The sequence below is a fragment of the Prochlorococcus marinus XMU1412 genome (assembly GCF_017696315.1).
GTDB lineage: Bacteria > Cyanobacteriota > Cyanobacteriia > PCC-6307 > Cyanobiaceae > Prochlorococcus_A > Prochlorococcus_A marinus_AF.
Map to the genome: position 1 here is coordinate 184,463 of NZ_JAAORJ010000002.1, position 26,254 is coordinate 210,716.

The 26,254-nt window shown below is 28.7% G+C and carries 45 protein-coding genes; 16 read left to right on the forward strand and 29 right to left on the reverse strand.

Going from position 1 to position 26,254, the window contains the following annotated elements; all coding sequences use genetic code 11:
• Window positions 1-382 precede the first annotated feature (382 nt).
• From HA152_RS03790 to HA152_RS03825, 8 genes are all read right to left on the reverse strand, one after another.
• The gene (locus HA152_RS03790; protein WP_209133719.1) at window positions 383-565 is read right to left on the reverse strand and encodes a hypothetical protein; all 183 of its coding nucleotides are present in this window, start codon (window positions 563-565) and stop codon (window positions 383-385) included.
• A gap of 6 nt (window positions 566-571) precedes the next feature.
• Window positions 572-769 carry a hypothetical protein gene (locus HA152_RS03795; protein WP_025888115.1) on the reverse strand — a complete coding sequence of 66 codons (198 nt, stop codon included), beginning with the start codon at window positions 767-769 and terminating at the stop codon, window positions 572-574.
• 96 nt (window positions 770-865) lie between these two features.
• Window positions 866-1,120, reverse strand: coding sequence for a chlorophyll a/b-binding protein (locus HA152_RS03800; RefSeq protein WP_209134655.1), 255 nt, complete (start codon window positions 1,118-1,120; stop codon window positions 866-868).
• Window positions 1,121-1,641: 521 nt separating this feature from the next.
• Window positions 1,642-1,815: a hypothetical protein gene (locus tag HA152_RS03805; protein WP_209133721.1), complete on the reverse strand. Its 174-nt coding sequence runs from the start codon at window positions 1,813-1,815 to the stop codon at window positions 1,642-1,644.
• Window positions 1,816-1,913: 98 nt separating this feature from the next.
• Window positions 1,914-2,126: a TIGR02450 family Trp-rich protein gene (locus HA152_RS03810; RefSeq protein ID WP_209133723.1), complete on the reverse strand. Its 213-nt coding sequence runs from the start codon at window positions 2,124-2,126 to the stop codon at window positions 1,914-1,916.
• Between the two features lie 181 nt (window positions 2,127-2,307).
• Window positions 2,308-2,517, reverse strand: coding sequence for a hypothetical protein (locus tag HA152_RS03815; RefSeq protein ID WP_209133726.1), 210 nt, complete (start codon window positions 2,515-2,517; stop codon window positions 2,308-2,310).
• Window positions 2,507-2,698 carry a hypothetical protein gene (locus tag HA152_RS03820; RefSeq protein ID WP_209133728.1) on the reverse strand — a complete coding sequence of 64 codons (192 nt, stop codon included), beginning with the start codon at window positions 2,696-2,698 and terminating at the stop codon, window positions 2,507-2,509. The genes HA152_RS03815 and HA152_RS03820 overlap by 11 nt, the downstream gene beginning before the upstream one ends.
• A 61-nt stretch (window positions 2,699-2,759) precedes the next feature.
• Window positions 2,760-2,966: a hypothetical protein gene (locus HA152_RS03825; protein ID WP_042850175.1), complete on the reverse strand. Its 207-nt coding sequence runs from the start codon at window positions 2,964-2,966 to the stop codon at window positions 2,760-2,762.
• Between the two features lie 174 nt (window positions 2,967-3,140).
• Here HA152_RS03825 and HA152_RS03830 point away from each other — a divergent pair, with 174 nt between their 5' ends.
• Window positions 3,141-3,806, forward strand: a complete 666-nt coding sequence (locus HA152_RS03830) for an SDR family oxidoreductase (protein WP_209133730.1) — start codon at window positions 3,141-3,143, stop codon at window positions 3,804-3,806.
• A gap of 101 nt (window positions 3,807-3,907) precedes the next feature.
• On the opposite strand, the gene HA152_RS03835 is transcribed toward HA152_RS03830, so the two are convergent.
• From HA152_RS03835 to HA152_RS10035, 6 genes are all read right to left on the reverse strand, one after another.
• Window positions 3,908-4,048 carry a hypothetical protein gene (locus tag HA152_RS03835; protein WP_209133732.1) on the reverse strand — a complete coding sequence of 47 codons (141 nt, stop codon included), beginning with the start codon at window positions 4,046-4,048 and terminating at the stop codon, window positions 3,908-3,910.
• Window positions 4,049-4,339: 291 nt separating this feature from the next.
• Window positions 4,340-4,594, reverse strand: a complete 255-nt coding sequence (locus HA152_RS03840; protein WP_209133734.1) for a hypothetical protein — start codon at window positions 4,592-4,594, stop codon at window positions 4,340-4,342.
• Window positions 4,594-4,821 carry a hypothetical protein gene (locus HA152_RS03845; RefSeq protein ID WP_011862743.1) on the reverse strand — a complete coding sequence of 76 codons (228 nt, stop codon included), beginning with the start codon at window positions 4,819-4,821 and terminating at the stop codon, window positions 4,594-4,596. The genes HA152_RS03840 and HA152_RS03845 overlap by 1 nt, the downstream gene beginning before the upstream one ends.
• A 90-nt stretch (window positions 4,822-4,911) precedes the next feature.
• A complete protein-coding gene (locus tag HA152_RS03850) occupies window positions 4,912-5,067 on the reverse strand; it encodes a hypothetical protein (protein WP_012007524.1) in 156 nt (51 codons plus the stop codon).
• Window positions 5,068-5,081: 14 nt separating this feature from the next.
• Window positions 5,082-5,333, reverse strand: coding sequence for a hypothetical protein (locus HA152_RS03855; RefSeq protein WP_025931689.1), 252 nt, complete (start codon window positions 5,331-5,333; stop codon window positions 5,082-5,084).
• 290 nt (window positions 5,334-5,623) lie between these two features.
• Window positions 5,624-5,749, reverse strand: coding sequence for a hypothetical protein (locus HA152_RS10035; protein WP_257470643.1), 126 nt, complete (start codon window positions 5,747-5,749; stop codon window positions 5,624-5,626).
• Between the two features lie 532 nt (window positions 5,750-6,281).
• Between HA152_RS10035 and HA152_RS03860 the strand changes: the two genes are divergently transcribed.
• Together HA152_RS03860 and HA152_RS03865 are read left to right on the forward strand one after the other, a co-directional pair.
• Complete coding sequence (locus HA152_RS03860) at window positions 6,282-6,518, forward strand: hypothetical protein (protein WP_025890625.1); 237 nt, start codon at window positions 6,282-6,284, stop codon at window positions 6,516-6,518.
• 21 nt (window positions 6,519-6,539) lie between these two features.
• Window positions 6,540-6,782, forward strand: a complete 243-nt coding sequence (locus tag HA152_RS03865; RefSeq protein WP_209133736.1) for a hypothetical protein — start codon at window positions 6,540-6,542, stop codon at window positions 6,780-6,782.
• 20 nt (window positions 6,783-6,802) lie between these two features.
• Here the strand turns inward: HA152_RS03865 and HA152_RS03870 are convergent, their stop codons facing one another.
• A complete protein-coding gene (locus tag HA152_RS03870; RefSeq protein WP_245211199.1) occupies window positions 6,803-6,994 on the reverse strand; it encodes a hypothetical protein in 192 nt (63 codons plus the stop codon).
• A 96-nt stretch (window positions 6,995-7,090) separates the two neighbouring features.
• Window positions 7,091-7,402 carry a DUF3303 domain-containing protein gene (locus HA152_RS03875; protein WP_011818215.1) on the reverse strand — a complete coding sequence of 104 codons (312 nt, stop codon included), beginning with the start codon at window positions 7,400-7,402 and terminating at the stop codon, window positions 7,091-7,093.
• A 283-nt stretch (window positions 7,403-7,685) separates the two neighbouring features.
• Between HA152_RS03875 and HA152_RS03880 the strand changes: the two genes are divergently transcribed.
• The 10 genes from HA152_RS03880 to HA152_RS03920 all read left to right on the forward strand — a co-directional run bounded on the left by HA152_RS03880 (window position 7,686) and on the right by HA152_RS03920 (window position 14,600).
• Entirely contained in the window at window positions 7,686-8,069 is a 384-nt protein-coding gene (locus tag HA152_RS03880; protein ID WP_209133742.1) for a DUP family protein, read from the forward strand.
• 96 nt (window positions 8,070-8,165) lie between these two features.
• Entirely contained in the window at window positions 8,166-8,303 is a 138-nt protein-coding gene (locus HA152_RS03885) for a hypothetical protein (RefSeq protein ID WP_193742477.1), read from the forward strand.
• Window positions 8,304-8,424: 121 nt separating this feature from the next.
• Window positions 8,425-8,778: a DUF1499 domain-containing protein gene (locus HA152_RS03890; RefSeq protein ID WP_209042739.1), complete on the forward strand. Its 354-nt coding sequence runs from the start codon at window positions 8,425-8,427 to the stop codon at window positions 8,776-8,778.
• Between the two features lie 77 nt (window positions 8,779-8,855).
• The gene (locus tag HA152_RS10040) at window positions 8,856-8,987 is read left to right on the forward strand and encodes a hypothetical protein (protein ID WP_011818220.1); all 132 of its coding nucleotides are present in this window, start codon (window positions 8,856-8,858) and stop codon (window positions 8,985-8,987) included.
• A 183-nt stretch (window positions 8,988-9,170) separates the two neighbouring features.
• Window positions 9,171-10,226 carry a potassium channel family protein gene (locus HA152_RS03895; RefSeq protein WP_011376270.1) on the forward strand — a complete coding sequence of 352 codons (1,056 nt, stop codon included), beginning with the start codon at window positions 9,171-9,173 and terminating at the stop codon, window positions 10,224-10,226.
• 99 nt (window positions 10,227-10,325) lie between these two features.
• The gene (gene pstS / locus HA152_RS03900; protein WP_209133744.1) at window positions 10,326-11,297 is read left to right on the forward strand and encodes a phosphate ABC transporter substrate-binding protein PstS; all 972 of its coding nucleotides are present in this window, start codon (window positions 10,326-10,328) and stop codon (window positions 11,295-11,297) included.
• 105 nt (window positions 11,298-11,402) lie between these two features.
• Complete coding sequence (gene pstC, locus HA152_RS03905) at window positions 11,403-12,350, forward strand: phosphate ABC transporter permease subunit PstC (protein WP_075537642.1); 948 nt, start codon at window positions 11,403-11,405, stop codon at window positions 12,348-12,350.
• A gap of 6 nt (window positions 12,351-12,356) precedes the next feature.
• A complete protein-coding gene (pstA, locus tag HA152_RS03910) occupies window positions 12,357-13,250 on the forward strand; it encodes a phosphate ABC transporter permease PstA (RefSeq protein ID WP_025952644.1) in 894 nt (297 codons plus the stop codon).
• The gene (gene pstB / locus HA152_RS03915) at window positions 13,251-14,060 is read left to right on the forward strand and encodes a phosphate ABC transporter ATP-binding protein PstB (protein WP_209133747.1); all 810 of its coding nucleotides are present in this window, start codon (window positions 13,251-13,253) and stop codon (window positions 14,058-14,060) included.
• A gap of 393 nt (window positions 14,061-14,453) precedes the next feature.
• Window positions 14,454-14,600, forward strand: a complete 147-nt coding sequence (locus HA152_RS03920) for a hypothetical protein (RefSeq protein ID WP_002808068.1) — start codon at window positions 14,454-14,456, stop codon at window positions 14,598-14,600.
• Window positions 14,601-14,783: 183 nt separating this feature from the next.
• Here the strand turns inward: HA152_RS03920 and HA152_RS03925 are convergent, their stop codons facing one another.
• From HA152_RS03925 to HA152_RS03965, 9 genes are all read right to left on the reverse strand, one after another.
• Window positions 14,784-15,086, reverse strand: a complete 303-nt coding sequence (locus HA152_RS03925) for a hypothetical protein (protein ID WP_209133749.1) — start codon at window positions 15,084-15,086, stop codon at window positions 14,784-14,786.
• 204 nt (window positions 15,087-15,290) lie between these two features.
• Window positions 15,291-15,941, reverse strand: a complete 651-nt coding sequence (gene pdeM, locus HA152_RS03930) for a ligase-associated DNA damage response endonuclease PdeM (RefSeq protein WP_209133752.1) — start codon at window positions 15,939-15,941, stop codon at window positions 15,291-15,293.
• Complete coding sequence (locus tag HA152_RS03935; RefSeq protein WP_209133755.1) at window positions 15,942-18,428, reverse strand: ligase-associated DNA damage response DEXH box helicase; 2,487 nt, start codon at window positions 18,426-18,428, stop codon at window positions 15,942-15,944.
• Window positions 18,425-20,065: an ATP-dependent DNA ligase gene (locus HA152_RS03940; protein WP_209133757.1), complete on the reverse strand. Its 1,641-nt coding sequence runs from the start codon at window positions 20,063-20,065 to the stop codon at window positions 18,425-18,427. Before HA152_RS03940 ends, HA152_RS03935 begins: the two co-directional genes overlap by 4 nt.
• Before the next feature lie 2 nt (window positions 20,066-20,067).
• A complete protein-coding gene (locus HA152_RS03945) occupies window positions 20,068-21,054 on the reverse strand; it encodes a ligase-associated DNA damage response exonuclease (protein WP_209133760.1) in 987 nt (328 codons plus the stop codon).
• Window positions 21,055-21,089: 35 nt separating this feature from the next.
• Window positions 21,090-21,503 carry a competence protein ComC gene (locus HA152_RS03950; protein ID WP_209133762.1) on the reverse strand — a complete coding sequence of 138 codons (414 nt, stop codon included), beginning with the start codon at window positions 21,501-21,503 and terminating at the stop codon, window positions 21,090-21,092.
• A gap of 83 nt (window positions 21,504-21,586) precedes the next feature.
• On the reverse strand, window positions 21,587-21,868 hold the full coding sequence (locus tag HA152_RS03955) for a translation initiation factor IF-2 N-terminal domain-containing protein (RefSeq protein ID WP_209133770.1): 282 nt from the start codon (window positions 21,866-21,868) through the stop codon (window positions 21,587-21,589).
• A gap of 97 nt (window positions 21,869-21,965) precedes the next feature.
• Window positions 21,966-23,285: a DUF2130 domain-containing protein gene (locus HA152_RS03960; RefSeq protein ID WP_209133772.1), complete on the reverse strand. Its 1,320-nt coding sequence runs from the start codon at window positions 23,283-23,285 to the stop codon at window positions 21,966-21,968.
• 131 nt (window positions 23,286-23,416) lie between these two features.
• Window positions 23,417-23,785: a CopG family transcriptional regulator gene (locus tag HA152_RS03965; protein WP_209133775.1), complete on the reverse strand. Its 369-nt coding sequence runs from the start codon at window positions 23,783-23,785 to the stop codon at window positions 23,417-23,419.
• 229 nt (window positions 23,786-24,014) lie between these two features.
• Here HA152_RS03965 and HA152_RS03970 point away from each other — a divergent pair, with 229 nt between their 5' ends.
• On the forward strand, window positions 24,015-24,218 hold the full coding sequence (locus tag HA152_RS03970; protein ID WP_209133777.1) for a hypothetical protein: 204 nt from the start codon (window positions 24,015-24,017) through the stop codon (window positions 24,216-24,218).
• A 56-nt stretch (window positions 24,219-24,274) separates the two neighbouring features.
• Here the strand turns inward: HA152_RS03970 and HA152_RS03975 are convergent, their stop codons facing one another.
• The gene (locus HA152_RS03975; protein ID WP_209133778.1) at window positions 24,275-24,448 is read right to left on the reverse strand and encodes a hypothetical protein; all 174 of its coding nucleotides are present in this window, start codon (window positions 24,446-24,448) and stop codon (window positions 24,275-24,277) included.
• Window positions 24,449-24,583: 135 nt separating this feature from the next.
• On the opposite strand from HA152_RS03975, the gene HA152_RS03980 reads away from it, so the two are divergent.
• The gene (locus HA152_RS03980) at window positions 24,584-24,781 is read left to right on the forward strand and encodes a hypothetical protein (RefSeq protein ID WP_032518729.1); all 198 of its coding nucleotides are present in this window, start codon (window positions 24,584-24,586) and stop codon (window positions 24,779-24,781) included.
• Between the two features lie 12 nt (window positions 24,782-24,793).
• Here HA152_RS03980 and HA152_RS03985 read toward each other — a convergent pair whose 3' ends face one another.
• Window positions 24,794-24,988 (reverse strand): hypothetical protein, encoded by a 195-nt coding sequence (locus HA152_RS03985; protein WP_011818239.1) that lies wholly within the window; start codon window positions 24,986-24,988, stop codon window positions 24,794-24,796.
• Between the two features lie 141 nt (window positions 24,989-25,129).
• Between HA152_RS03985 and HA152_RS03990 the strand changes: the two genes are divergently transcribed.
• Window positions 25,130-25,312 (forward strand): hypothetical protein, encoded by a 183-nt coding sequence (locus tag HA152_RS03990; protein WP_209133786.1) that lies wholly within the window; start codon window positions 25,130-25,132, stop codon window positions 25,310-25,312.
• A gap of 313 nt (window positions 25,313-25,625) precedes the next feature.
• Here HA152_RS03990 and HA152_RS03995 read toward each other — a convergent pair whose 3' ends face one another.
• Together HA152_RS03995 and HA152_RS04000 are read right to left on the reverse strand one after the other, a co-directional pair.
• Window positions 25,626-25,976, reverse strand: coding sequence for an alpha-2-macroglobulin (locus tag HA152_RS03995; protein ID WP_209133793.1), 351 nt, complete (start codon window positions 25,974-25,976; stop codon window positions 25,626-25,628).
• Between the two features lie 41 nt (window positions 25,977-26,017).
• Complete coding sequence (locus tag HA152_RS04000) at window positions 26,018-26,194, reverse strand: hypothetical protein (protein WP_198936888.1); 177 nt, start codon at window positions 26,192-26,194, stop codon at window positions 26,018-26,020.
• Window positions 26,195-26,254: the final 60 nt, after the last annotated feature.

Here is a 26,254-nt window from a genome sequence, read left to right on the forward strand (position 1 = left end):
TTTTCTATATTTCTATTAGTTGTGCTTACATTTTTTGCACTTTTATTAGATGCACCAGAATTGGCTACTTTAATTCAAACATTTTAGAAAATAATAAATCAGCATTTTTACTGATTTACTTTCTTTATAAGTAAGGCGTATGTTTAATTTGTTGTATGGGAGGGATCTAATGATTGACAGTCCACCAGAGGAGTTAGATTATAAAATTTAAATCTAGATAAAACTAATGCTAAATTTGGAATGAATCATCTTTTTGATATTCATTCCTTTTTAATTTTTTTCTAAAAAAATGCGAATTTATAAATATTAAATTTTTAAAATAAAAAATCTGTTCATATTAAAATAATTTGATGGCAAAGTCTCCTCTAGATATTGACTAACTTTACCTGAATCCAAAACCACTTTTTTGCTCTTCCTTTTCTTCCCATTCATTCATAATTAGTTTTAGTAAACATTTAACTTCTAAATTCGAAGCATCAGTATCTTTTTGAAGATTTATACAAATATTTTTAATTTCCTCATAAGCACTATCAATTAGTATTGTTTTTTGATCTGGATTAGCCATTGAATTTTAAAATGCTCCATTACAGTTGAACCCGCTGCAGTTAATAAATCTAAAAATATTCATTACAAAGTTGTGGAATCTTTCATCATAAAAAAATGCCCAGGTTGTAAATATAGCAAAACCAGAGACAGCAAAAGCAGCATATTGAAGCCAATGTATTCCATAGCTGTCTAATCCATTTTTATCAAAATCAGAATTACTCACTTGGTTTTTTACTTATAATAAAATTTTTTTTTTTAAAAGGAGAGTTTGTTTTGAACGAGGGATTTATTTTCTTCTAGTCTTTAATGTATTTATATTTTAAATAAAACCAGGTATTATCCATCCAAAAAAACCGTAGTTTACTATCAAAGCTAAAAAACCAATCATAGCTAATCTCCCATTTGTTATTTCGGCGTTTTTCCAAAATTTACCCATGTAGTTTTTTATTTTTTTCGCATTTTTATCTATCAAATAATTTGGTTCTAAAGGTTCCCGCACCCTTTTGATGGCGTATAAAGAGAATTGAATAGTGATTGCGATGATAACAACTATAAAACTAGTAAGAGCATCCATTTTTATTTTTAATATGTGATCAATTAGTAAGTCAAAGAGTAAATGACATTTGTATGTATCAAACATTTCCTTATTTCTGCGTTATTAACAGAGGAAACCTAACTTGAATTATTAATTAATGTAACATATTTAAAAAAAATTAGTATGAATTCTTACTTTTTCTTTGGATTTAACACTTTTAAAGACAAAAGTGTTCCATTTCTGTGTTAATTTTATCCTATGACTTTTTTAAATTGAATTGCAGAAAGCTTTAAAATTTTGTTTCGCCAAATCAGATAATGTATTTAATTTTTACTAGGAATATAAATTTAATATAATTTATTTTAAATATATTTAATAACTAGAAATTACTACTTTTGTTTGATTTCAGGAAGGTAAAATTTATTGCCTAATGTATAACCAATTGACATGAGTACGAACCCAATAAGTTGAGGTAAATGAGAATTTGCTAGAGAGATTTTTTCAATCATTTCTCAATCCATAAAATAATATAATAATAAAAATTTTTTAATACTGTAATTCTATTTTCTTTTTGATTCTTTAATTTCCCCAGATTTTTTTAGTGAATTAACAAGCCTTTCATTTTCTGTTTTTAAATTATCTAATGCAGATTTTGTGAATTGTTCTTTAGCCTCAAATTTTGCTGAACTTATAACTTTTTTATTCGGGAGTTTTTTCTTCGGTTCTGGCTTCATATTAAAGAGCATTTTAAAAATTTTAGAAGTTATTTTTTTTGTATTAGGTATTATTTTTTACAGTTTTCTGGTTAATAATATTTATTTACATAGACAAATTAATCTTTATCTTTTGGGAGCCTTAACCATCCAGAAGTCCATTCTGATTTTAGTTTTGTCCATAGGATCCTTTTAATATCTTTTTTATTTTTGGTAGGAAAAATATCAACCCATCTATCATCATTTTTACCACCATAAGCTTTAACTTGAAAATGCCTATTACCATTAATAGTTTTTGGTGCTGTCCAACAAAGAGTAGGAGGCCATTTCATGAGAAATTTTAAAAGTTGAAAAAACTAAAGGTTGCTTTGCCCAGTCAAAACTAAACCATAATAAGCAATCGTACCAAGGATAAGTACGATACCTAGTATTCTAATAATCATGCTTTAATGTTTTTAAATTCAAATCATATTAAAGAAGATTTATAAATTTGAGTTGAAGATTTAATATTTTCTAATTTTTCCTTTTTTTATTTCTAACTATGGAGTGGCAAGATTGAGGATGCCATTCAGTCTGAATTTTGCCAATAAAATCATAAATAAATGAATCGGGACATCCAGTTTCTTTTTGAAGTTCTGAAAGTTCTTCTTTAATGAATTTATACACTCTTGTTATTGCCCCTAAATTTTCTTCTTGAGAGGGAGCCCATTTTTTATTCTTCATTAATATTTTTTAAATTATTTTCCACAATATCGTAATAGGTTATGTCTCCATAATCAGCATCTGAACAACATAAATCTCCATAAAGTTCCTCTAACAAATCGTACGCATCTGAATACTTATCAAAACTTTGAGCGGTTAATTCGTCATCTTTCCCATCAATTCTAATTATTTTGTAGTTCATATTTTACTTAGATCCGAAAAGTATTCTTTTGATTCATTAGATCACCTTCTAAATAAGAATCTTATTTAGGAGTATTGCTTGGGTAAAGCTTCTGAATTTTATTTTTCTGTATTTCTATTTTTCTTTGTTCATATTTTTTAGCCATTATTTTTCTGATAAATAATTGTGGGATAAGCCAAACTAACGCGATAGCTATAGCCATGAAAGCAGGATTTCTCCACGTTAGCCTAATAATCTCTTGTATAAATTCTTGATTGAAAATTTCCATACATTAAATTTTGATGATAAAAATATCTTTGCTTTCTTTTATAAAATCTTTTTTAATTTCATAATCCATCATAACCTTAAAAAATCTAATAAGGAATTTTATAAATTTTTTCTTTTTCTAGTTTGTTTTCTTTTATATTTGGATTTAGATTAGTTTTTATTTTTAAGTTTAGAGATGTCGACTTTTCTAATTACAGGATCAAATAGGGGTATTGGATTAGAACTATGTAGGCAAATTCATAAGAGGGGAGATAATGTAATTGCAACGTGTAGGAAAGCTTCAAAAGAACTTAGAGATTTAGGAGTGAGAGTTGAAGAGAATGTAGAAATTTCTTCTGATGAGTCGATAACAAATTTGTGTAAAAAATTATCTGGAGTTAATTTAGATTGCTTAATTCATAATGCAGGAATTTATGAATTTAATTCTTTCGAAAACTTAGAAAAGAAAAGTATTTTGCGTCAATTTGAAGTCAATGCATTGAGCCCAATATGTATGACTCAATCACTTAAACATCTTTTAAAAAGATCTTCTAAAGTTGCTTTTATCACAAGTAGAATGGGATCTATTGAAGATAATACATCAGGAAGTTCTTATGGTTACAGAATGTCTAAGGTTGCCTTGTCCATGGCAGCAAAATCACTTTCCATAGATTTATCAAGGGAAGATATTTATGTAGCTATTTTGCATCCTGGGTTAGTGAGTACAAGAATGACTGGCTTTACAAGAAATGGAATTAGTCCTGAAGAATCAGCAAATGGCCTTTTAAAACGTATTGATTCTTTAAATAAAAATAACTCGGGTACTTTTTGGCATACCAACGGAGAAGTTTTGCCTTGGTAATATCAATACATTTATATTGAAGAGATTTATATCTTTAATTTGTTAAAAAATTTTTAAATTTTTAACGAATTTCTTTCCTTGTTTAATTCTTTTGGTTATCTTTAGAAAAACATTAGTAAAGGAGGTGATTCATTGTCGTATCTACCGAAAAATGCGGTTATCAAAGGGGCCGTGAATTCAGTATCTTCATCACATTCATCGGTCTCTTTTTCTTTGATTAAGAAAAAAGGTTTTATAATCAATAGATTTATATAAATCAGTTCCTTAATAATTAAAAACTCTGCAAATCATCAATTTGCAGAGTTTTTTTTATGAATTTAAATAGTCTTTCAAAATTTACTCTATCTTTTTTGGCCGAAGTAAATTAAAGCTAAAAAAGATAAAGTGCTTACCAAAGCGATTAAGTACCATCCAGTTGAGGAGTTGCTAGTTACTTCGTTCATTTATTTTGATTTATCGGAGGAATTGATTATTTGAGTAAAAATCACAATTGATATCATTAAAAAAACTAAAAGGATGTAAGTTACGTTCATTTATAGAAAAATGCTAATTATCAAAAAGATTATTCCTAGAACTACCGTGACAATTGCTCCATCTACTAATAGGTCTTTCCATGTATAACTTTTAAGCATCCTTGTTTTATCTTCTTCACTCATAAGGTTCTTTAACCACTTCCAATCTAAAAGCTGTGTCAATGCAATACCAAAAATTAAATGACCAAACAAAATACCAATTAGATCAATTCTAGAAATATCTTTAGTGAGACTTGTAATAATAAAAAAGTCCACTAGCTTTTTTCTTTATTAGATAAAGCACCACCTTCTTCTTTGTATTTTTCCCAAGCTTCACTTATTTTTGCTTTAGAGAAATTTTGTTTTCCCTCAGAGAATTTATTTTTGAGGTTATTTAAACTATTAGTCAGTTCTTTTTTTGTTGGTTCATCAAGAAAGTTTGATGTTAATTTCCATAAATACCAGCTACTAGCTAGAAGAAGAATTAATCCAAGTAATTGCATATTGGTTTTTTACCATCCTACAACTTTTCGAATGGTTTCGATTAATTTATTTATTTAATACCTGTAGAAATTTTTTGACTTAAATAAAAATTAAAACTTTAACCAGTGGAAAAATATTCTATCCAGTAGCCATATAGTTAGACCCCCTTCCAGGAAAGCTAACCAATACATCCCATAATCAGAAAATCCCATTTGTTCTTTAACTGTTTTAATCAATTTTTTGTGAGCTTGAATGAGATCTTTCATGAAGAATAAAATTTTTAAACCTGCTGAATTTCTTTAATTAAAAAACCCTTCCCATAGCAAGATAGACATGTTTTAGTCTCATCTAATGAAATTCTTAGAAAACCTGCTCCATTACATCTAAAGCAATTTACTTTAGTGTTTGAATAGATTTTTGATTTAATTTTAGCAGCACGATTTAAGTAAGAAACAGTTTCTTTACGACCGTTTGCTTTGGCGGCTTTGTTTAGAAGCTTTTTGTAGTTGACTTTAAGTTCTTGGATATTCATCTTTAATAGAAACTATGATGCGAATACAGGAAAAACTAAATGTTTAAATAAATTTAAAAAATTTTTCCGTTTATATTTCTAATCTGATCTCTTACTGAGATTTGAATAATATAACTAGTATTTGGTTTATATGTTTAGTAACTGGAGTAATTAGTTTGTATATTTAATAGAAATTTTATATTTAATAAACTAAAAATTTTGTCGGTAATCATTCAAGAAAATATTTTTTTGTCTTTGAATAGAAGCTTAAATAATTTATTGTTTGAAAAGTATTTAAAAGCTCTAGTAGATCATCCAGCCTTTTTGAGGTTTTTAACTAAAAAATCATTTTCATTAGTTAGAACTTGGAGCTTGGATTTTGCCAACTCTTTTTTGATTTCGGGATTTAAATCCTTTTTCGTCTCATTTGGATTCATAGGATTTGGACTTGAAATTTTTAAAATTCAGTTGCAATCATAGTGATCCCAAAAAAAATTTGTGGATAGTTTTTTCTTAAAAGAAGATAATATTTTATTTTGCACATAGAAATTCAAATTTAATCAACATATTGTGGAAAACCCTGTTGAAAAACGCTTAAAAAGTGGATAACTCTTCGGGAGCATTATCAAAACAAGCTTTTCTGGAAAAAATTTTAAGTATTAATACTTCATCAAAAAAAATAAAATATAGTTTAAAAAGTAACATAATCTCTTGTTATAACTATGGGATCATTACTTTTTAAAAAAGATAAATTTTCTATACCAGAAGCTCATGTTGATAAAAAATTCAAAAAGTTTTTTCTTCATGATGTATCAAATTGAAAATTAAAGTGAAGAAAAATCAATCTAAACTTGAAATTTTTAATTTTTGTCATAGCTGATTAAAAATTGTTTAATTCGGTTTTCTCTATGCAAATATTTCTCAAACCTAAAACTAATCAAATAGGTTTGTATGAGTTAAATATTTAAAATGACAGAAGAAAAAAAGGATTCAAAAAAATGTTCTGGAAAGAAAAACATTATGTTTGCCTATGGTTTTATACAACTTGGTTCTAGTTTCGTATCGGCAATAGCTTTAGCTGCAATCGCTTTTGGATTCTGTTCAGTAAAAAAGGAATCTAAACTTTTTAATAAATGTGTTGCAGAAATAATTGAAGATGGTGGCACCAATTCTGAGGCCGTAAGGTATTGCAATGGGGGCAATTAAACCCACTCTCAGATTAATTAAATGGATTCAACTTGTGATTTGATTATTGATTCTTTAAAAGAAGAGCCAATTGGAGAAACGGATCATTTTATTTGGTTCATAACAGATATTGGCATTGTTGCTCTGTTTAAAAAAGAGGAAAACTTTGAAACTTATAGTTCGAATGCTGAAATTGAGGCAAATAAAATTGCTTTAGACATAACTAAAGAAGAAAAAGAGTACCTCAAAATAAAAGAGAGACAGCTGTTCTTGTTTTATTCATAATCTAGGATTTAGTTCTTGATTTAGTAAGATGCCTCAAGGTTAAAGGCCGGCTCCATAATATTGCTTTCGCTAATTAATTCGTAGGTTAGCTCTTTATTTAGGGCATTTATATAAGATGTATAAAGTTTCCCCCAAACAAATTCAAATTCATCTTTACTTAAATTCTTGAAAAGAATTTCTCCTTTGAAGTAAATGTGATAAGAATCATTCATCATGGAAAATTAATCTTATCCTTTTTAACGCAGTGATATATGTATGTAGTATTGGGCGCTACTAAAAAGAAATTTATTTAGAAGTTAGAAATATTTTTAGACTATCCTTGTATTCATTTTTTGTTTTTTGAATAAACCGACTGTCTCATCAAGATCCATACACGGCTGAATACTTATATCCATTAACCTTCTCCAGGGGTGCCATTGCTTCCAAATTGTTTCAAGAGAATCTGCACTCACTACAGAATGTCCAATTCCATTTTGAACCATAAAAATCCAAGAATGAACCTCATAGTTTTCAGGTCTGTTTTGGGGACCTCCTGATTCGTACCAATTAATTAGCATTTCTGCCCCTTCTTCTTGATCCTCGCCATCTGTAAATTCGTAGGAAATCAAATACCTTTGCATATAGATTATTATTAAAACCTCTAAACCATTTTAACTCTAGATTTAGATATTGCCTCCCAATTTAATTAATGCTATGAAGTTTATAGAAGAGATTATTTTAAATGACCGAAAGATTTGGGAAAATTAAAAAGAATATTTTGACTAATTTATCTTTTATAAATAAGACAATCTTGAAGTATTTTCAAAACCATGATCTGTTCGTATAGCTCCAGTTAACAGATAAAATTTGATACTTTTTAAAATACCTTAAATTAGTTAACATATTTGTACTTTATAGATAGCAATGACAAATAAAAAGGATCAAAGCGATCCAATTGATAATTTAGAGTATGAAAAAGTTCTAGAAGAAGAAATAATTAATTCCTACGAAAGTAAATTTCAGAAAGATACTGAAGAAGATAGTAAAAAGATTAAATTTTACAGACTTAAAAGAACTCCATTAGAAATACTAAATAGGTCATTTTTCTTTTTCTTTATTGGAAGTTTTCTTTTCTCTTTGTTTTTAGCTTATTCAGAAAGTAAGTTATGGTTCATACTTTATGTGATAAGTGCATTGTCATGTGTTTTCTATACTCCTAATAGAAAGGCACTAAAAGAATTAATAGCAGCTTGGCCAAATATAGAGGATCTCATCAAAGGTAGGAGTATGTGGAGAAAAGGCAAGTAAATAGATTATGAAACCTTTAAGTGCATTTAAAAAATGGTTATTAAATATCCTTGTGCCATATATCGAAGGCACCAACAAGAAAAAAGAGGATAAAAAATGAGCCTTATACAGCTTGGAATTATTGTTGAAATATTTTTGTTTGTAGGAGTTTTTATATGGGTTAGGAAACTAACTAGTAAAAAAGGTAGACAACCATCTCTATCAAAAAAAACAATTAAAAATCTCAAATTTTAGAATTTTGATCACAAAATAAGGAATCTTTATAAAGAGATCAAATTTATGGGAGAATTCTTTACTTTTTCCCTCTCACTTTGTGTATGAAATCGGTTAGAACATCTATATAGTTTTTAAAAATATGGTTTCCTCCATTCAAGGTCTTGCTCCAATAACTAATCCATTAAATAGTGTCTTAATAGAAAAGAAACTAATAAATGTTGATCAAAAGTTCATTCAACTTGTTTCTCTGGCAGAAGGGTTACCTAGGACAGAAGTTGTTGAAAGTGGTAGAAATTATTGGAGGGGCGTTTGTAGAAGCTTAATTTTTAGATTTCCAGATGACCTCGAAATTTTAAAGCTTGATGTGAGAAGTTATGTAGATAGATCTAAAGGAATTATTCAGATAAGATCTGCAGCAAGATTAGGGCAATCAGATTTAGGTGTGAATCTAAGAAGAGTGGAATACTTGTTTAATCAATTAGAGAAATTTTAATTAATCTATTTTTTATAAATTTAAGGTTCTTTTTACCAAATAGTTGTGCTTTAATTCATAATAATATTTGAATTGCCATGGTGAAGATAATTTTAGTTGGAATTATTGTCGCACTTGTATATTCTCAACCTGACCTCCGTCTTACAGTCGCTGATTGGTTAAAAGCAGCTTCTGATTTTCTTATTGAATCAGTACAAGTAAAACCATAAATTAATTTTTAATCAAGCATTAAATAAGACCTGAGACAGTAATCATTTGTTTAATGCAAACAGCTACAAAAATAAATATTATTATCCTGCTCAATATGTATTTCACTTAATCAAATAAATAGTTTTAGGAACATAATAGAAAATTTTTTTGAAATTTTTGAATAGTTAACGATAATAAGGGTTATGAAGCTTAGATTATTTGAGTTCTATTTTATTAAAGACTATTTAAGACCTTGGTTTGGTCTTATTTATTCTTTATTCTTTCTGTTTTTTTTAGGTGCAATTGGCTATCGAATAACAGAAGGATGGGAATGGAGTGATTGCTTATGGATGGTTCTAATCACAATAACCACTATTGGTTTTGGAGAAGTTCAACCTTTAAGTCCTGAAGGCAGGATAGTAACTGTTTTAGTAATCGTTGGCGGATTGATCTTTATTCAATTTACCTTTCAAAAAGCTGTTAGATTATTCGAATCCGGCTATTTTCAAAGAGTAAACGAATTACGTTTTAAAAGACTTCTTAGAAAAATGGAAAATCATGTAATTTTGTGCGGATATGGGAGGGTAGGTCAGGAAATATCTAACCAAATAAAGACGCAAAATATTCCAATTATTGTGGTTGAGAGCGATGAAGATAGAAAAAAGATTGCTGAAGAAAATGGTTTAGAAGTTCTTTGTGCTGATGCGACTCTTGATGAGACTTTAAAACTGGCAGGATTAGAAAAATGCAAAAGTTTGGTCGTAACTTTACCTAATGATGCTGCTAATTTATATGTAGTTTTAAGCGCTAAAGGGATAAGAAGTTCTATAAGAGTAATTGCAAGAGCTGGAACTGAAGAAGCTGCAAGTAAGTTGAGATTAGCTGGGGCAAGTATAGTTGTAAGCCCTTATATTGCTGCAGGAAGAGCAATGGCATCAATGGCTTTAAGACCTATCGCAATTGACTTTCTAGATCTTCTAGCAGGAAGTGAATGTGAGATTGAGGAATTTGAATTAAGTAATGATATTAGTCTTTTTGAAACAGCAGAGAAAAGATCACTTTCTGAACTTGGAATAGGTAAAAAAAGCGGGGCAAAAATTTTGGCTATAAAAGAGAACGAAAAATTATTTACTAACCCTGGCGGTAATTTCATACTTCAACCAGGTCAGGTATTAATAGCATTTGGTAGTAAAGAACAACTAAATATTTTGAACGGTTTGTTGGGTAATCTTGTAGTAGCAGTAGAGTTATTAAAATAGACATATCAAAATAATTTGATATATAAATCTTTCAATTTTTTAATTTCTTAATGGCTGTAAATTATCTTTGTACATAACAAACTTAGTTCTCATTACATAGTGGGCATTTTCAAAAAAACCCTGATTTTCTCTTCTGCAATTTCATTAATACTTTCTCCATCTGCAATGGCTTCAAAAAGATTGAGTGGAGCTGGTGCATCATTTCCTTCGAAAATTTATACCAGGTGGTTTTTTGACTTAGCTAAAGATGGAGGCCCTAGAGTTAATTATCAAGCAGTAGGTTCTGGGTCTGGCAGAAAAGCCTTTATAGATGAAACTGTAAATTTTGGTGCATCAGATGATCCTATGAAAGATTCTGATATAGAGAAAGTTAAAAGAGGACTTGTTCAAATACCGATGGTAGGCGGAACAATTGCGTTTGGATATAACTATGATTGCGATTTAAAACTAACTCAAGAGCAGGCTGTTCAAGTAGCAATGGGAATGATAAAAGATTGGAAGGAATTAGGATGTAAATCAGGAAAATTAACTTGGACGCATCGTTCCGACGGTTCAGGCACGACTAAAGCTTTTACTAATTCTATGGAAGCTTTTTCTAAAACCTGGAATTTAGGTACTGGTAAATCTGTTAAATGGCCTTCGGGAGTTGGAGCAAAAGGAAATTCTGGTGTTGCAGGTGTTATACAAAATACTCCCGGAGCAATTGGTTATGTCAATCAATCATATATAAAAGGGAAGGTAAGAGCTGCAGCTTTACAAAATCTTTCTGGCGAATTCGTTACTCCGAATACTGAAGCAGGAGCAATAGCTTTAAACGGAATAAATCTTGATAAGAACTTGGCGGGTAAAAATCCAAACCCTACCGCTAAAGGAGCTTATCCAATAGCAACCTTAACTTGGATACTCGCTTATGAAAAAGGTAATGGTAGGAATACTAATGCAATTCAAGATACATTCTATAAATTGCTCAGTGATGAATACCAAGATAAAGCTTCTGCCTTAGGTTTTGTTCCCTTGAAAGGAGAAATTTTAAATAAATCAAGAGCCGCCGTTAAAAAAATAGGTAGATAAATTTATCAAACCATGTCAAATTATCATGACTTTCATATACCTTTAACGGCTCTTAAAGTCTTTTACAGCATTTAGTAGTAGATTTATAGAGATATTCTTTTTTTAATGGAAGAGAAATTAACTCTTTTCAAGAATCGTAAAAGATTCGGTATCGAAAAAAATATAGATATTATCTTCAAGAATACTGCCCTAGTCTTGTCTAGTTTCGTAGCAATAATACTTTTAGGAATTATTTTAGTAGTTTTTTTTCAGTCATTTGAATCCTTTTCAAGGTATGGCTTGAAGTTTTTAGTAACCTCTGAATGGAATCCAGTAAAAGATGAATACGGAGCTTTTACTGCAATTTATGGCACATTAGTTACCTCATTTCTTTCGTTACTAATAACTATCCCTTTGGGAGTTGGAACTGCAATATTTATTACCGAAGACTTTGTACCTAAAGTTGTTAGAGAAATAATAGGCTCCTTTGTTGAATTACTAGCGGCTATACCATCAGTTGTATTGGGACTTTGGGCAATATTTGTGATGGAACCCTTTTTTAGAGCATTTTTTGTCTTTTTACATAATTTCTTTGGTTGGATACCTTTATTTAGTACAGAACCTACAGGCAGGAATTCCTTGTTAGCAATATTGATTTTAGTCGTGATGCTTTTGCCAATAGTGACTGCGATAGCTAGAGATTCTCTTAATCAAGTTCCTAAAAAGTTAAGAAATGCAGCCTATGGAATTGGAGCTAGTAGATGGAAAACAATATTTTCAGTGATTTTGCCAGCAGCATTATCAGGAATTATGGCAGGTGTTCTATTAGCTTTAGGCAGGGCCATGGGAGAAACTATGGCTGTGACAATGATTATTGGCAATTCCAATGCATTTAGTTGGTCTCTCTTATCTCCCGGATATACCATTTCCTCCATGCTTGCAAACCAGTTTGGTGAGGCTGATGGAAGTCAGGTTTCATCACTATTTTATGCGGCTTTTGTGTTGATGATCCTGTCGTTAGTGGTAAATATCTTTGCACAGTGGCTTGTTAAGAAATTCAGTCTCAAATATTAGATAATTATGAATTCACTTTATTACCAGAAAAGATTATCAAGAAATATAGGAGATAAATTCTTTACTTCTTTATCAGTAATTTGTGCATTGATAGCAATACTTCCTTTGATTTTTTTGGTAACTTATATTCTTATTAAAGGTGGATCACAAATTACACCAGAATTATTTACTCTAGAGCCAAATCCTCCTGGAGATGATTTAGATGCAGGAGGTATTAATCCTGCATTGATTGGGACATTAATAATAACTACCATTGCTTCAATTATTGCGATACCAGTAGGTGTTGGAGGTGGAATATATCTAGCTGAATACTCTAAAGGTGGTGCTTTTTCTAGGTTTATAAGATTTGGGGTAAATGTTTTAGCTGGAGTCCCTTCAATTATTGCCGGTGTATTTATTTATGCCTTAATTGTTTCTACAAAGATCTTGTTTGGAAGTATGTACAGTGGCTTGGCGGGAGGAATGGCGCTTTCAATATTGATGTTGCCCACTGTGATAAAAACAACTGACGAAGGTTTAAAGCTTGTGCCTAATGAGTTGAGATATGCTTCTCTTGGAGTTGGAGCAAGTATGTATACAACTATATTGAAAGTTACTTTGCCCTCTGCCTTTAGGTCTATTGCTACTGGCGTTGTACTTGGAATCGCGAGAGCTGCAGGTGAAACAGCACCTTTGATATTTACGGCTTTATTCTCTTACTACTACATAACAGGCTTTGGAGACTTGTTTTATGAGATGGGTTCTTTGGCTGTATTGATATACAATTTTGCTCTAGAACCATACGATGCGCAGAATAAATTAGCCTGGGCAGCTTCCTTTATTCTTGTTTTGTCGATACTATCAGTAAATATATTTTCAAGGATTTTGGCCGCTTTTACTGAGAAAACCAAGAGAGTATAAATGATTAAAACTAATAAAAAAATACCAAAGAATATCATTTTATCTCTAGAGAATGTCTCTATTAGTTATGGAACTTTTGAAGCAGTAAGAAATGTTTTTTGTAACTTTAAAAAAAGCAACATAACATCTCTTATTGGTCCTTCTGGTTGTGGCAAATCAACTGTTCTTAGATCTTTAAATAGGATGAACGATCTAATTCCTAATTGTTCGTTAAAAGGAACAGTCATTTTTGATGGAACTAATATTTACGACAAAAGAGTAGATCCAGTTGAAGTAAGAAGAAGAATAGGAATGGTTTTTCAACAGCCTAATCCTTTCCCGAAATCTATCTACGAAAATATCGCATTTGGAGCAAGAATTAATGGCTTTACAGGAGATATGGATGAATTAGTCGAAAGTTCACTAAAAAAGGCTGCTTTATGGGATGAATGTAAGGATAAATTAAATGATAGTGGTTACTCTTTATCTGGTGGACAACAACAAAGATTATGTATTGCTCGAACCATCGCAATTGAGCCTGAAATAATTCTCATGGATGAGCCTTGTTCAGCTTTAGATCCAATCTCTACCTTGAAAATAGAAGAGACTATGCATGAACTTAAGAAGAATTACACAATAATAATCGTTACTCATAATATGCAACAGGCATTAAGAGTTAGTGATATGACTGCATTTTTTAATGCTATTGAATATGAAGATGGTGATGGAGGAAAGGTTGGTTACCTTGCAGAATTTAATTCGACAAAGAAAATTTTTAACTCTCCAAAAGAAAAAACCACTCAGGAATACATATCAGGTAAATTTGGCTGATGTTAATTTTTTACTGTTAAAAGAAAGATTTTTAGCTTTAAAACTGATAAAGGGTAGACAAACAGTATAAATACCTATATAGTTATTTCGAATTAGTAAGTTTATCTTTGAAAAACTACCCTTTTCTACCTTTCTTGATTTTCGCAGGAGCTCTCATAACTACTGCAACAATAGGATTGCCTGTATTTACTTCATAATTTAAGAGTATTACTATTTTAGGTAATCTTATGCTTTCAATAATAAATAAAGAATTAATTGGAAGTCCTCATAAAACCTTTATAAATGGAAATTTATTTGACTTTATAAAAAAAAGAGAGAATATGAACCTGTGTGGGAGTGAAAAATCTGTATTAAAACCATTTTTAAGAGTGGTTAATTTCTAATTTATTTATCATGGATAAAACTAAAGAACAGTTAGAAAAATTAAGAGAAGTAGCAGAAGCATCTCTTACAAAGACGGATGAACTTCAAAAAGTTCTTGCTCAAATCGAGGCTTTAATGTCTAGAGAAGAATCACAAACATTATCAAAGAAGAAATAATTATTTAAAAAATAATTTTTGGTTTTGTACTTTTAATTACACCTATACAATTCCATCGAAGTTATTAATTGGTTATGCAGAACCCGTTCCAAAGTTTTCTGTTAGGTCTCGAGGTCTTACCTTCTTTAAGTAAAAGACCTCTTTAATTTGTTTGTTTTTATTATATTTTTATAACCTGCTTATTTAGTTGATTACTTTATAGATTTCTTTCAAGCATACGTTTACATCAAAAGATTCTGTATTTACAACCTCTAAACCTGTTTTTTCTGTAACTTCAACAGTTGCATTACATTCGTCTTGTTTGAGAGCCATGTAACTTGGCGTTTTGTCTTCTATATCTAATTCAATGCTTGATTCAGTATCTTCCTTATATTGCTCCATTACAAGTGTAAGTGCCTCTATCTCAACAGAAAAATTATCATTTGCTTTTGCCGCAAATGGAATTATAAGAAATGGAAATAAAATCAAGGCTATTAATTTTTTCATTTCTATAAAATGTGTTTATTTTTTTTATAACGTGGATTGTCTGCTAAGGAAAGGGTCATTAGCTGTAAAAAATTTTTTATCAATTTCTACTAGTAGAAATTTATTAATAGGTTCAAAATAATAGATAAATAAAATAAACGAGACTTTTAAGTATAAATTTGTATATCTAAATGAAAAATTTAAGTCACTTTAATAGGATTTTCCTTAAGATTTCATTTCGATAATTTCTTCTTCAGAAACAATTGCCCATTTTTTAAATGACTTTTTGCAGGGATATCCTCCTGTTAAGTCTCCAAATGCAGGTAAAAATAAAGTATTTTTTTTCTTATCCATTGCAAAACACCTGAAAGATAATTTATCTCCATTGCTTTTTAAGTAGATTTTTGGATGATAATGTCCACAAATATTCAATGATTTATTATCGCCAAAATCAACTGGTTCATGGCTAAAAGTAATATTTTTAGTTTTTCTAATATCAAAAATTTTTATATTTTTAATATCACAACCTACATCGTGATTTCCTAGGACTAGTTCAACGTTAGTTTTTAGTAGTTCAGGAAGATCCTCAACTTTTTTTTGAAGAGTTTTATCTATTGAATATTTACTGTGGAATAAATCTCCTAATATTATTAACTTTTCAGGACTATATTTTTTTACTATTTTTTTTATTCTTGCAAAATTGTTTTTATCTGAATTATTAGTAAGAGGTATACCATTTTGCTGAAAATACTCAGCTTTCCCAAGATGAATATCGCATATTAACAACTCTTTTGTTTCGGGTAGAAATAACGCTCTTGAAGGAAGCATCTCTAACAATGTATCTTCCCAACAAAATTTAAAAGAACTTTTTTTCATTTAATTACTATATTTTTTTATAAGTTTTTCTACTCTTTTTTCTATTGGCTCATTGCTTAAAGTATTTTTAAGTCTTTCAACTAGTAAAGGGAAAGCAAAAGGAGTTGGAGTTTTTATCTCGTTTAGTAGCATTTTTAAATTTTTTAATCTTTCTAATGATCTAGATATTCTTTTATTTTCTAATTGATATTCTTTAACTTCTTGATGCGATTGTTTTATCAAAAGATGGTCTTCTTCATATTTAGTAAAGACATCGTAGAAAAGACTTGAACTTATTTGAAGTTGGGAAGAAGTTTTTGTTTTGGTTGGATTATTTTGATTTACTAGTCCACTTATTTGAGCAATATTTTTAAATCTACGTTTTTTTAATTCTGAAAAATTAATTGCATTTTCTAGATCTTCTTCTAATTTTTTGTTATTCAAAAAGTAATCAGCTTCTTTTTTTATTATGGAAAAATCATAATCTTCTGCAGTAGTTAAGCTGAATCCAAAATCATTAGCAGTAATACTAAATGTAGATTGTTTTAATTTTGCTAATCTCAAAGCCCATAAAAATGCAATTCCTTCATTTACAAATTTGCCATCAAGTGTAAAAACAAAAAGATTTGATAAATCCTTGGTTTTATATATCTCTATAAGGAATTCATCTTTCTTTGGAATATTTGAAAGAACTTTTTGTTTCTTCAATATTGGGCGTAATGAATTTAGTTCAGGATTTAAGCAATCATAATTTTCTAGTTCATTGCATATATCTATTTCTTTTCTCAAACTCTCACAAAGTAGATCAGAAATTGCCATTTGACCTCCAACCCATGCAGGAATTAGAGAACTTTTTTTTGTTGATTTTTTAACGTATAAAATCATATCTCTTATTCTTACAAATTGAAGCATTTTGCCAGCAAAGTAAAATGTATCCCCAGGATTTAATTTTGAAGCAAAATTTTCCTCTAAATTACCTAGAGATTTACCTTTCATATATTTGACATTCACAAATTTATCACTTGTAATTGTCCCAATATTGAACTTATGCATTCTTATTAAAGAGTTGTCTTTTACAAAATATTTAAAGTTTTCATTATTATTTTGTGATTCTTCTTTAACTATCTTTTTATATTTTGGGTATGCTTTAAGACATTTTCCTCCATATTCTAAAAAGTCAAGACACCAATTCCAATCTTGATCTTTTAAGTTTCTATAACTCCAGCAATTTTTAATTCTTTCTTTCTCAATTTTCGGATCAAAGCCATTTCCACATGCCAAACTTATTAGATGTTGTAGAAGCACATCATAAGATAATTCAGGAAGTCTGATTTCCTCAGATATACCACTTTTTATTATTCTTCTCATTGCACTAATCTCTAATAACTCTAAAGAATTAGTAGGCATAAAAATTATTTTTGATTTTCCACCTGGTCTATGAGCACTTCTTCCAGCTCTTTGAATAAGCCTAGCTAAATTCTTTGCACTACCAATTTGAACTATTTGATCTACAGGTTGGAAGTCAACTCCCAAATCTAAAGAGCTGGTGCAGACTACCCATTTTATTAATCCGTCTTTAACCCCTTCTTCAACTCTTTTTCTATCTTCTTTATCGAGGGAGCCGTGATGAAGTGCAATTTTGTCTTCCATCTCTGGGAGAAAAAATTTAAGACATTGATACCATCTTTCAGATTGATTTCTCGTATTAGTGAATAATAAGGTGCTTTTATTTTTATCTAGGATTTTTAATAATGAAGAATGACTTCTAATCCCAAGATGCCCACTCCATGGAAAGGTAGTTTCCTCCTCTGGTAAAACACTTATAATTTCGATCTCTTTTTGAATATTTGTACTTATAATTTTGGGTTTAATAGCGCTCATCCCAACTATTGCTCTTGCTGCTTCTTCAATATTTCCAATAGTTGCAGACATTGCCCAAATTTGTAAATTTTTTATATTACCTCTTAGCCAACTTAAACATAATTCGCACTGGTTTCCTCTTTTACTACCCATCAATTCATGCCATTCATCAATAATTATTGAAGACAACTCCTTGAACAGATTATTAGATTCTTTATTAGAAAGTAAAAGAGATAAAGATTCTGGAGTGGTAATAAGAATATTAGGTGGTTTAGCTAATTGTTTTTTCTTTTCATATGGGGTTGTATCCCCGTTCCTAATTTCAACATTGATTTCTTTATTAAAATGCAAAGCTGCTAATTGTATGGAATTTTTTAGATCTCTACTTAGTGCTTTTAAAGGGGTTATTAATAATATATTCACACTTTTATTATTTTTGGGATCTTCTATCTTTGATAGAGGTCCCATTAATGCAGCATAAGTTTTGCCGCATCCCGTAGGAACTTGTATTATTCCACTCTCTCCATTTAAAAATGCTTCCCAAGATTCGATCTGATAGGGTAGTGGCTCCCATCCATTTGTGGAGAAAAAATGTTTTATTTTAGAAATTAAATTATTTTGCGTATTATTTTTCGTAATATTTTTCATGATATTTTTTTCATTAGTTCATAAGCATTATCTAGGCTATCTGCATCATTAATTTTTTTATCTTTTCTCCATTTTGTTATTCTTGGAAATCTTACTGCTATGCCTGACTTATGACGTTTAGAAATTTGTATTTTCTCAAAAGATATTTCGAATACCATTTCTGGTTTTAAAGATCGAACAGGACCAAATTTTTCTATTGTATTTTTTCTTATCCATTTATCTAGCTCTTTAATCTCAATATTCGTTAAACCAGAATATGCACTTGCAAATTTAATTAATTCTTTGTCTTTCCATAATGCAAAACTGTAATCTGTATACAGACCAGCTCTTCTACCGCTACCGCCCTTAGCGTAAATTAGAACAGCATCCAGTTGCATAGGATCAACTTTATATTTCCACCAAATACCTTTCTTTCTACCAGATGAGTATATAGAAGTCTTTTTCTTAATTATTAATCCTTCAGTATTATTTTCTCGAGATTTTTCTTTATAAGTTAAAGCATCAGGCCAATCTTTAGGAAAGATTAAATCACATATTTTGAAAATATCGGAGATGTTATTCTCAGTTTTAATTTGCCATTTTGAAAAATATTTTTCTAACTCAATTCTTCTATTTTCTAATTTAATTTCTCTTATATCTCTCCCATTAATCTCTAAAAGATCATAAGCAATAAAAATAATTGGATATTTTATTTGGATTGATCTAGTAGGAGACTTTCTATTTATTCTTTTTTGAAGTAAAGAAAAATCAAAGGCAATTTGTTCTTTAAAATTCCAAACTAATAATTCCCCATCAAGAACAAAATCATCTTTTATATGTGACATTTTCTCTACTAATTCTGGAAAAGATTCATTTACTAATTCTTGCCCTCTTGTCCATAACGAAACATTGCCTGATCTTTTAATTAATTGCATCCTTATACCGTCGTATTTCCATTCAAATTGAAAATCATTTATTGAATTTTTGAAGATTTTATCTTCAATAGTATTTGCTAGAAGAAATGGAAATGGTTTGGAATTTAACTCTTGAAGATTGATATTCTTGTTAATTAAAAATTCATATGAATCAATTGAAGGTTTAAAATCACCCATCAACCTATGGGAAATAATCTCTTCCTCAATATTATTTAGTTTTGATATTGATTTTGTGATTAATCCGATAGAGACTCCTACTCTAAAAGTTCCTGTAAGAATTTTATTAAAAATTAGATGGTTATCTTCAGGTAATGTTTCCCATAGATTTTTAATTTCTAAATTTTTCTCCTCATCATTAAGTTTTGATAATTCAGGTATTGTTTCGCTTAGTAATTCATTGAGACTTATATTTGATAATTTCTTTTTTCTAGAATTAGTTTTATTTTTAAGTAATAACGTTATTACCTCAGCAGAATCACCAACTTTTAAATAACATGTATCAATTAACCATTGAGGATATTCATATATTTGAGAAAAAAGATTTTTTAAATATCTTCCACTAATAAATCTCTTGTTACTTTTCCCAGTTAGTAAATATATTGCCCATGAATTATCTATTGGATCATTAGATAAAAAATAATTCTTTAAAACTTCAATTTTATTATTTGTACTGTTAATTGAATCTAGATCGCCAAATAATTCTGAAAAATTTTTTAAGCTCATATTTATTTACCGAATAAAAGGACATTTATTGATTCCTTTTCAACTAAATATTTACTTAAGGCTTCACTATCTCCATGATGAAAAAATACATTTTTTGCTTCAGACTTTTTTACTACTTCCAGAATTCCATCCCAATCCGCATGATCAGAGATTGCGAATCCTTTATCATATCCTGATCTTTTTCTTAGAGCTCTTATTGACATCCATCCACTCGCGAAAGCTGTTTGAATGTTTTTGAAATTTTTTAAATAAGAACCCTTACTTAAAGATGGCGGTAATAATATTAGACTTCCTTTAAGTTCATCTATCTTTTTTTTATTTTCAATTTTTATAGTATCTCTAATATCAATTCCAAGTTCCCTATAACTATTGTTCATTTTGTGAATACTGACATGGGAATAAATATTGCCATTAAAATTTGTTTGACTAATTTCGTTTAACAATCTCTGAGCTTTTCCAAGTGAATAACAGAAAAGTAAAGAAGTTTTTTCTGGTGAATTAGTTATCCATTTTGAAATGTCATTTGCTATTTTATTTGATTCATCCCACTTAAATATTGGCAAACCAAAAGTACATTCGCTTATTAAATAATCAGTTTTTACTATTTCATATTGTTTGCAAGTCTGATCTTTTTGAAGCTTAAAGTCACCTGAAATTAGCCATTTTTCTTCAGCAAAAATAAACCTTATTTGACTAGATCCAAGGATGTGACCGGATGGATGAAAAGAAATATTAATACCATTTATCTTAAATTCTTCTCCATATTCAAAAGTCTTAATTTTGATATTATCTCCAACTCTTTCTTTAAGAAGTATCGCAGTTTCCTTTGTAGAAATGTATTCTTCACAGCCAAATGTAAAATGATCAAAATGAGCATGAGTTATTAAGGCCTTTTTTACTGGCATGCTTGGATCAATCCAAATATCAGCAAGTTCACAATAAAGATTTCCATCTTTATATCTAATTAAATATTCTTGTTTAGTTCTCAAAACTACATCTCTTACAATGAAGTTAATTTAGCTAATTATGCCCATGCTTGTTTTGATAAAGCTATAGCTGAAATTGTTAGTAAAGAAATAAATACAAATTTATTACTCCAATTAATCATGAATGAACTAATTTTGTTGAAAGAAACTCTATTAGATGGCAATATCTTTTTTTTATTCATAATGTGATGATTTTCATTATTTTCTAAGTAATTTAAATTTTTAATCTCATTTATTAATTTAGATTCGCAAGTTGAGAGTTTTTCTACTTGATTTAATAATTCAATATCTTCTGGCCTTAATAAAGAATTTAATTCTTTAATTTGTCTTTCGTTTTTCATAAGAAATTCATTAACTATCTCATCTGTCCCTAAGCCCTTCTTTATATTTAAAAGAATATCATCTCTTTCCCAGGATTTTTCAAGAGAATTTAAAATTTTGCTTATGCTCATTTTAAGTATTTTTACTTATGATAAATTATTATTTTTTTCTTCTGTGGCTTATTCCTTTAAGTAATTAAAAAAATTATTTTTATTTAAGATTTACGAATAAGTCTGTTAGCAAAATATTTTATCTTTACCTTTTCTACAATTTTTTTAGAACTACTATTAGTTTTAACTTTATTTAAATTGATCACTTCATCTGAAACATTTTTGCCCGTTTCAAAATAACTTTTTATTTTTTCTAATTCTTCTTTATTTAATCTTTTTGTTGCACCTTTTGCATTGATTCCAAGTTTCTTGCAGGCTAATAATATTCTATTACTTTCGACATTAAGATCTTTGGCAATACTGAAAATAGGAGTGTTGATAGACATTATTTTCTTTACTATGAAATTTATTATTTATAGTATATTTATAATTTAGAAATTAAATATATTTTTAATTATTATTAATTTTAAAAACTTTTTTTTATTAGGCTACTTCATCTTCAAAATTATTTAAATCATTAAACTTCTTCTTCATGGTTGGATTATTTCTAGTTAATTTCTTTACTGTCAGGTCTTGAGATTTGCTGTCAGCGGATAAAAGATGTTTTTTTGAGAGAACTAAAGCTTCCTTAGTTTTTTGTAAATGTGTTATTGATTTATCAATTTCTGAAATTGCATCATTAAATCTATCTTGGGCAAGTGAAACATTTTTACCAACTGCATTTTTGAATTGCTCAAGGGTACTTTCAAAATTAGTTATATCAAAATTCTCACGTTTCATTAAATCAATTTGTGATTTGTACTTTAAGGTTTCCATAGATGCATTTCTTAAAAGAGAAATAATGGGCAAGAAAAATTGCGGTCTTATGACATACATTTTTGGGAATCTATGAGAAACATCTACTATGCCTGAATTATAAAGTTCACTATCTGGTTCTAGAAGCGATACGAGTACTGCATATTCACAAGATTTTTGTCTTCTATCTTTATCTAATTCCTTTAAAAAATCTTCGTTTTTTCTTTTATTAGTTCCATTTAAACTTTCATTCTTCATCTCAAACATTATGGATACGACTTCAGTTTTATTTTCATCAAATTCTCTAAATATATAGTCACCTTTACTTCCAGAAGTGACATCATTATCCTTTTCGAAATATGAGTTTTTAAAAGCAGAGGCACGATTCAGATTAAATTGTGTTTCGCAATGGATTTCTAAGGTTTCTCCTACCATCTTTGTAGATAATCTAGATTTCATTTCTCTTAACTCCTGAATAGTCAGGTCCCTTTCACTGATTTTGCTTTTAAACTTTTCTTCTATTAATTTTTCATTAATTGAATGTTCAAGCCTCATTTTTTCAATGGAATTTGTTAGTGATGAGTTCTCTTTTTCTAAATTAGTAACAGCTTCACTGACTTTGGTTTTTAAAGATAATTCTGAAATTAAATACTGGTTTTTAATTTCATCCTTTAACTTGACTAATTCATTATTCAATGAATTGATTTTATTTGTTGCTTGATTTTTTAAATCATTAAGAGCATTTATTTTCTTTTCTTCAGCTATTTTTAATTTAGATTCAAGAGTTTGTATCTCAGACTCTTTAATGCGATTTTGTTCAATTAACTGTATTTTTAACTCACGTTTTAAAATTTCTAAAGCTTTTTTATTATCTTCTTCAGCCAAAATAAGTCTTTCTTTTATTTGTTTATTGAATTCTTCGTCTTTTATTTGAAGAAGAATTTCTTCAAAGCTGCTTGGATCAATTCGGAAAGTTTTGCCGCATGAAGGACATTTAATATCTTTCATTTTTTAATTATAAGATTGATATTTGAAATGATTTAATATTCGAATTATGTAAAAAGAATATTATTCTTGACTAAGAATAAACAATGATCCAATAATATGCATTAAAAAATAAAATAATTACTCAATAAAAGTCATATTAATCCTGATTCCTTAAGAATATTTATTTTATTCGCTAATTCAATATCTGCGGAAGATATTGAGCGGTCTAAAGTTTTCTGAGATGAAACTGTGTAACCACTATCATCAACAAATTCGTCTTCAGCATCTTTTAGGTGGGCATTCTCACTTTGGAGACCTTTAAAATTATCCGACTTGTATATATTTGACTTACTAATATTACTATATCCAAAATTCGCAATTCCTCTCGCATCTAATGCTTCCTCAACTAATATTCCAACTACCTTAGATCTACTTATAGATTCGCTTTTGGATATTTCATCAATAATTTCAAGTACTCTTTTCCTAGGGAGATACCCTATTCTTTTAACTTTATTTTCCATAAGTCTTTACATATGTCAATATTGTAACACTTCTGTCAAATTAAATCATATTTTGATTAAGAGCAATTATGTGTAAATTTAAATAATAGGATTAAAGTATAATTTTAAAGAACACTCTTACAAAGTTATTTCTCAAATAGTCCTAAGCATAGTTTTGTATGCTTCTTCTAATTACTCTTTCAGATTGGGTCGGATTTCTGAATTTTTCTTAATTTAAATTCTAAATATTATGAAAAATAAACTTTATGATAATGCTGATAGCTTTGCAATGTCATTTGATGAGGCATGGGAAAATATCGACTGTGAGGATATACGTTTAAAGATAGATAAGGTATTTGAACTTTTATCAGACCACCCTTTTCTAATATCTAATCCAGAAAATGCTAGAAAAATGGCAGAATTTAGGATATTTTCATTAAAAAAATTTCAATAATTATTTTTAAATTTTATAAAAATAAATTTTTTTAATTAATCTTAATTATTCAGAATTTAAATAGTTGGTGCATTAAAAAATCCCTTACTGTATAAAAATATTATTATGCCAATAATTGGACCTATCCCAAAAACAAAAAGAACTAATTTTGCAGAATTTTTTGTTTGACCTAATTTTTGATCTTTAAAACTTGAATTAGTTTGATTTTTTTTTGATTTTTTCTTTTTCATGAAGGATATATTACTACAAAGCGACTTTAGAAGATTTTGATATGTTATTGAGTTTGAAATAATTTTTCAATTTAACAAAAATGATATGGGAGTCAAAAAGACCATATTGTATAATGATAAGAATATAAAGGAAATATGAGTGCAACTAAGAGAGAGGAGGTATGTTCTCACCTTAGATATATAAGGTTAGAGCTTAGAGAGATGCATCAAATGCTTATCAAAGAAGATTTGTTACCTGATCTTAATGAAGCAAAGGAGGTACTCGCACAGCTTGATGCTTTATTGGATTTATTATCAGAAAAAAGAGTAACCAAGATAAAAAGCCAATTTTGAAAAATAATATATTTAAAGATAATTTGTAGCTGATTCAATTTTTTTTCTATTATCGTGCATCTGTTCTAATTTATTGTAAATTTCTTTAATTTGGATTTGTATTAGATCGGTGGAATGTATATTACTTAACGCATCTAATGTTGAAAGAAGGCTTTCTTTGGCTTCAATTAAATGTCTACATTCTTTACTGCCTGCTTCGTATGACATGGGATTTTTATAAAATCAAATTATCCCAAATATATTAGAAATTCTTCCGTATTGCTTGATACTCTTATTAAATCAACGTTTATTATTGTAATTTTCATTACATAAAAAGAAATTATTTTTACTAAGATTTATCTAAAACTTATGAAAGGAAACTCAAAGGATTTTAAATTCTGTATTAAGTTGGCCTTAGATAATGCAAAAAAAAGAATTAGTCTGCTAGATAATTCTGACAAAAAGTGCGTGATAGAAGAATACAAGGAATGGTTCAATGATGGTTTAAATAAGCATACAGTCTTACTATTAAGAGATGATCCGATCATCTAAGAATGATTTAAAAATATTTTCTAATTCTTTGCACTAGAAGTAACCCTAAATAAAAAGTAAAGACTTACTATAAAAATTATTGACAGAATAATAGTTAATGAAGAAAAACTATTCATATCTTTATGAATTAAAAAATTTATTTAACTATAGCAGTAAAGTTAAGTAAGTCCTGCATTCAATTTTCTTTAAAAAGTGAAAGAATAAACTTATTCAAACTTTCTTTTTCTAAAAATATTTTTTTATTCTTATAGGTGTTTAATTTCTTAAAAATTAAATCAACTAAGTGATCTGATTTTGGAGTCATATATTAAATTTATTTTTCCAATAAATAAATTTTCTCTTCACCTATTTTATCAGGTTTTGTTATTTTACATCCTTTATCTTTTTCCATATTACAATCTTTTGTGGCAGGAACAGATTTCCATGTGCAAATTTTTTCTTGGGAATCTTCTTTTAAAATATTCCATCCATCATCTAAATAGTCGTTAATACCATCCTCTCCACAAGAAAACTTTATTTCCATTCTTTTCTTTTCTGGTTTAGCATTATCGTCAATATTTTTTCCCGAATTATTTCTGGGATAATCTTTATTAGTTGATGTCCTGCAAGAAATTAAGAAAATTGCAATTAGAATTATCAGTGGAAATTGTTTTACTATTTTCATTTTTTTAATTTTTGATAATTCTAAATGATTTAAATTATAGTTTATTTTGATTCTATTAATTTTAATAGTTTATCCATTTTATTCATCAAGTCTTTAACATCGCCTGGCTTCGGTAATATCAATTCTTCCGTAACTTCTAAATGCATTTTCTTTAAGTTTTGCCTCAAATCTTTTAAATGCATTTTTACGTTTTCTTTCTTTTGTTTTATATCAGTCATAGGAGTAAAATTTTAACTTTATTAAACTTAAAGTTAATATCATAATATTAAGATGCTTAT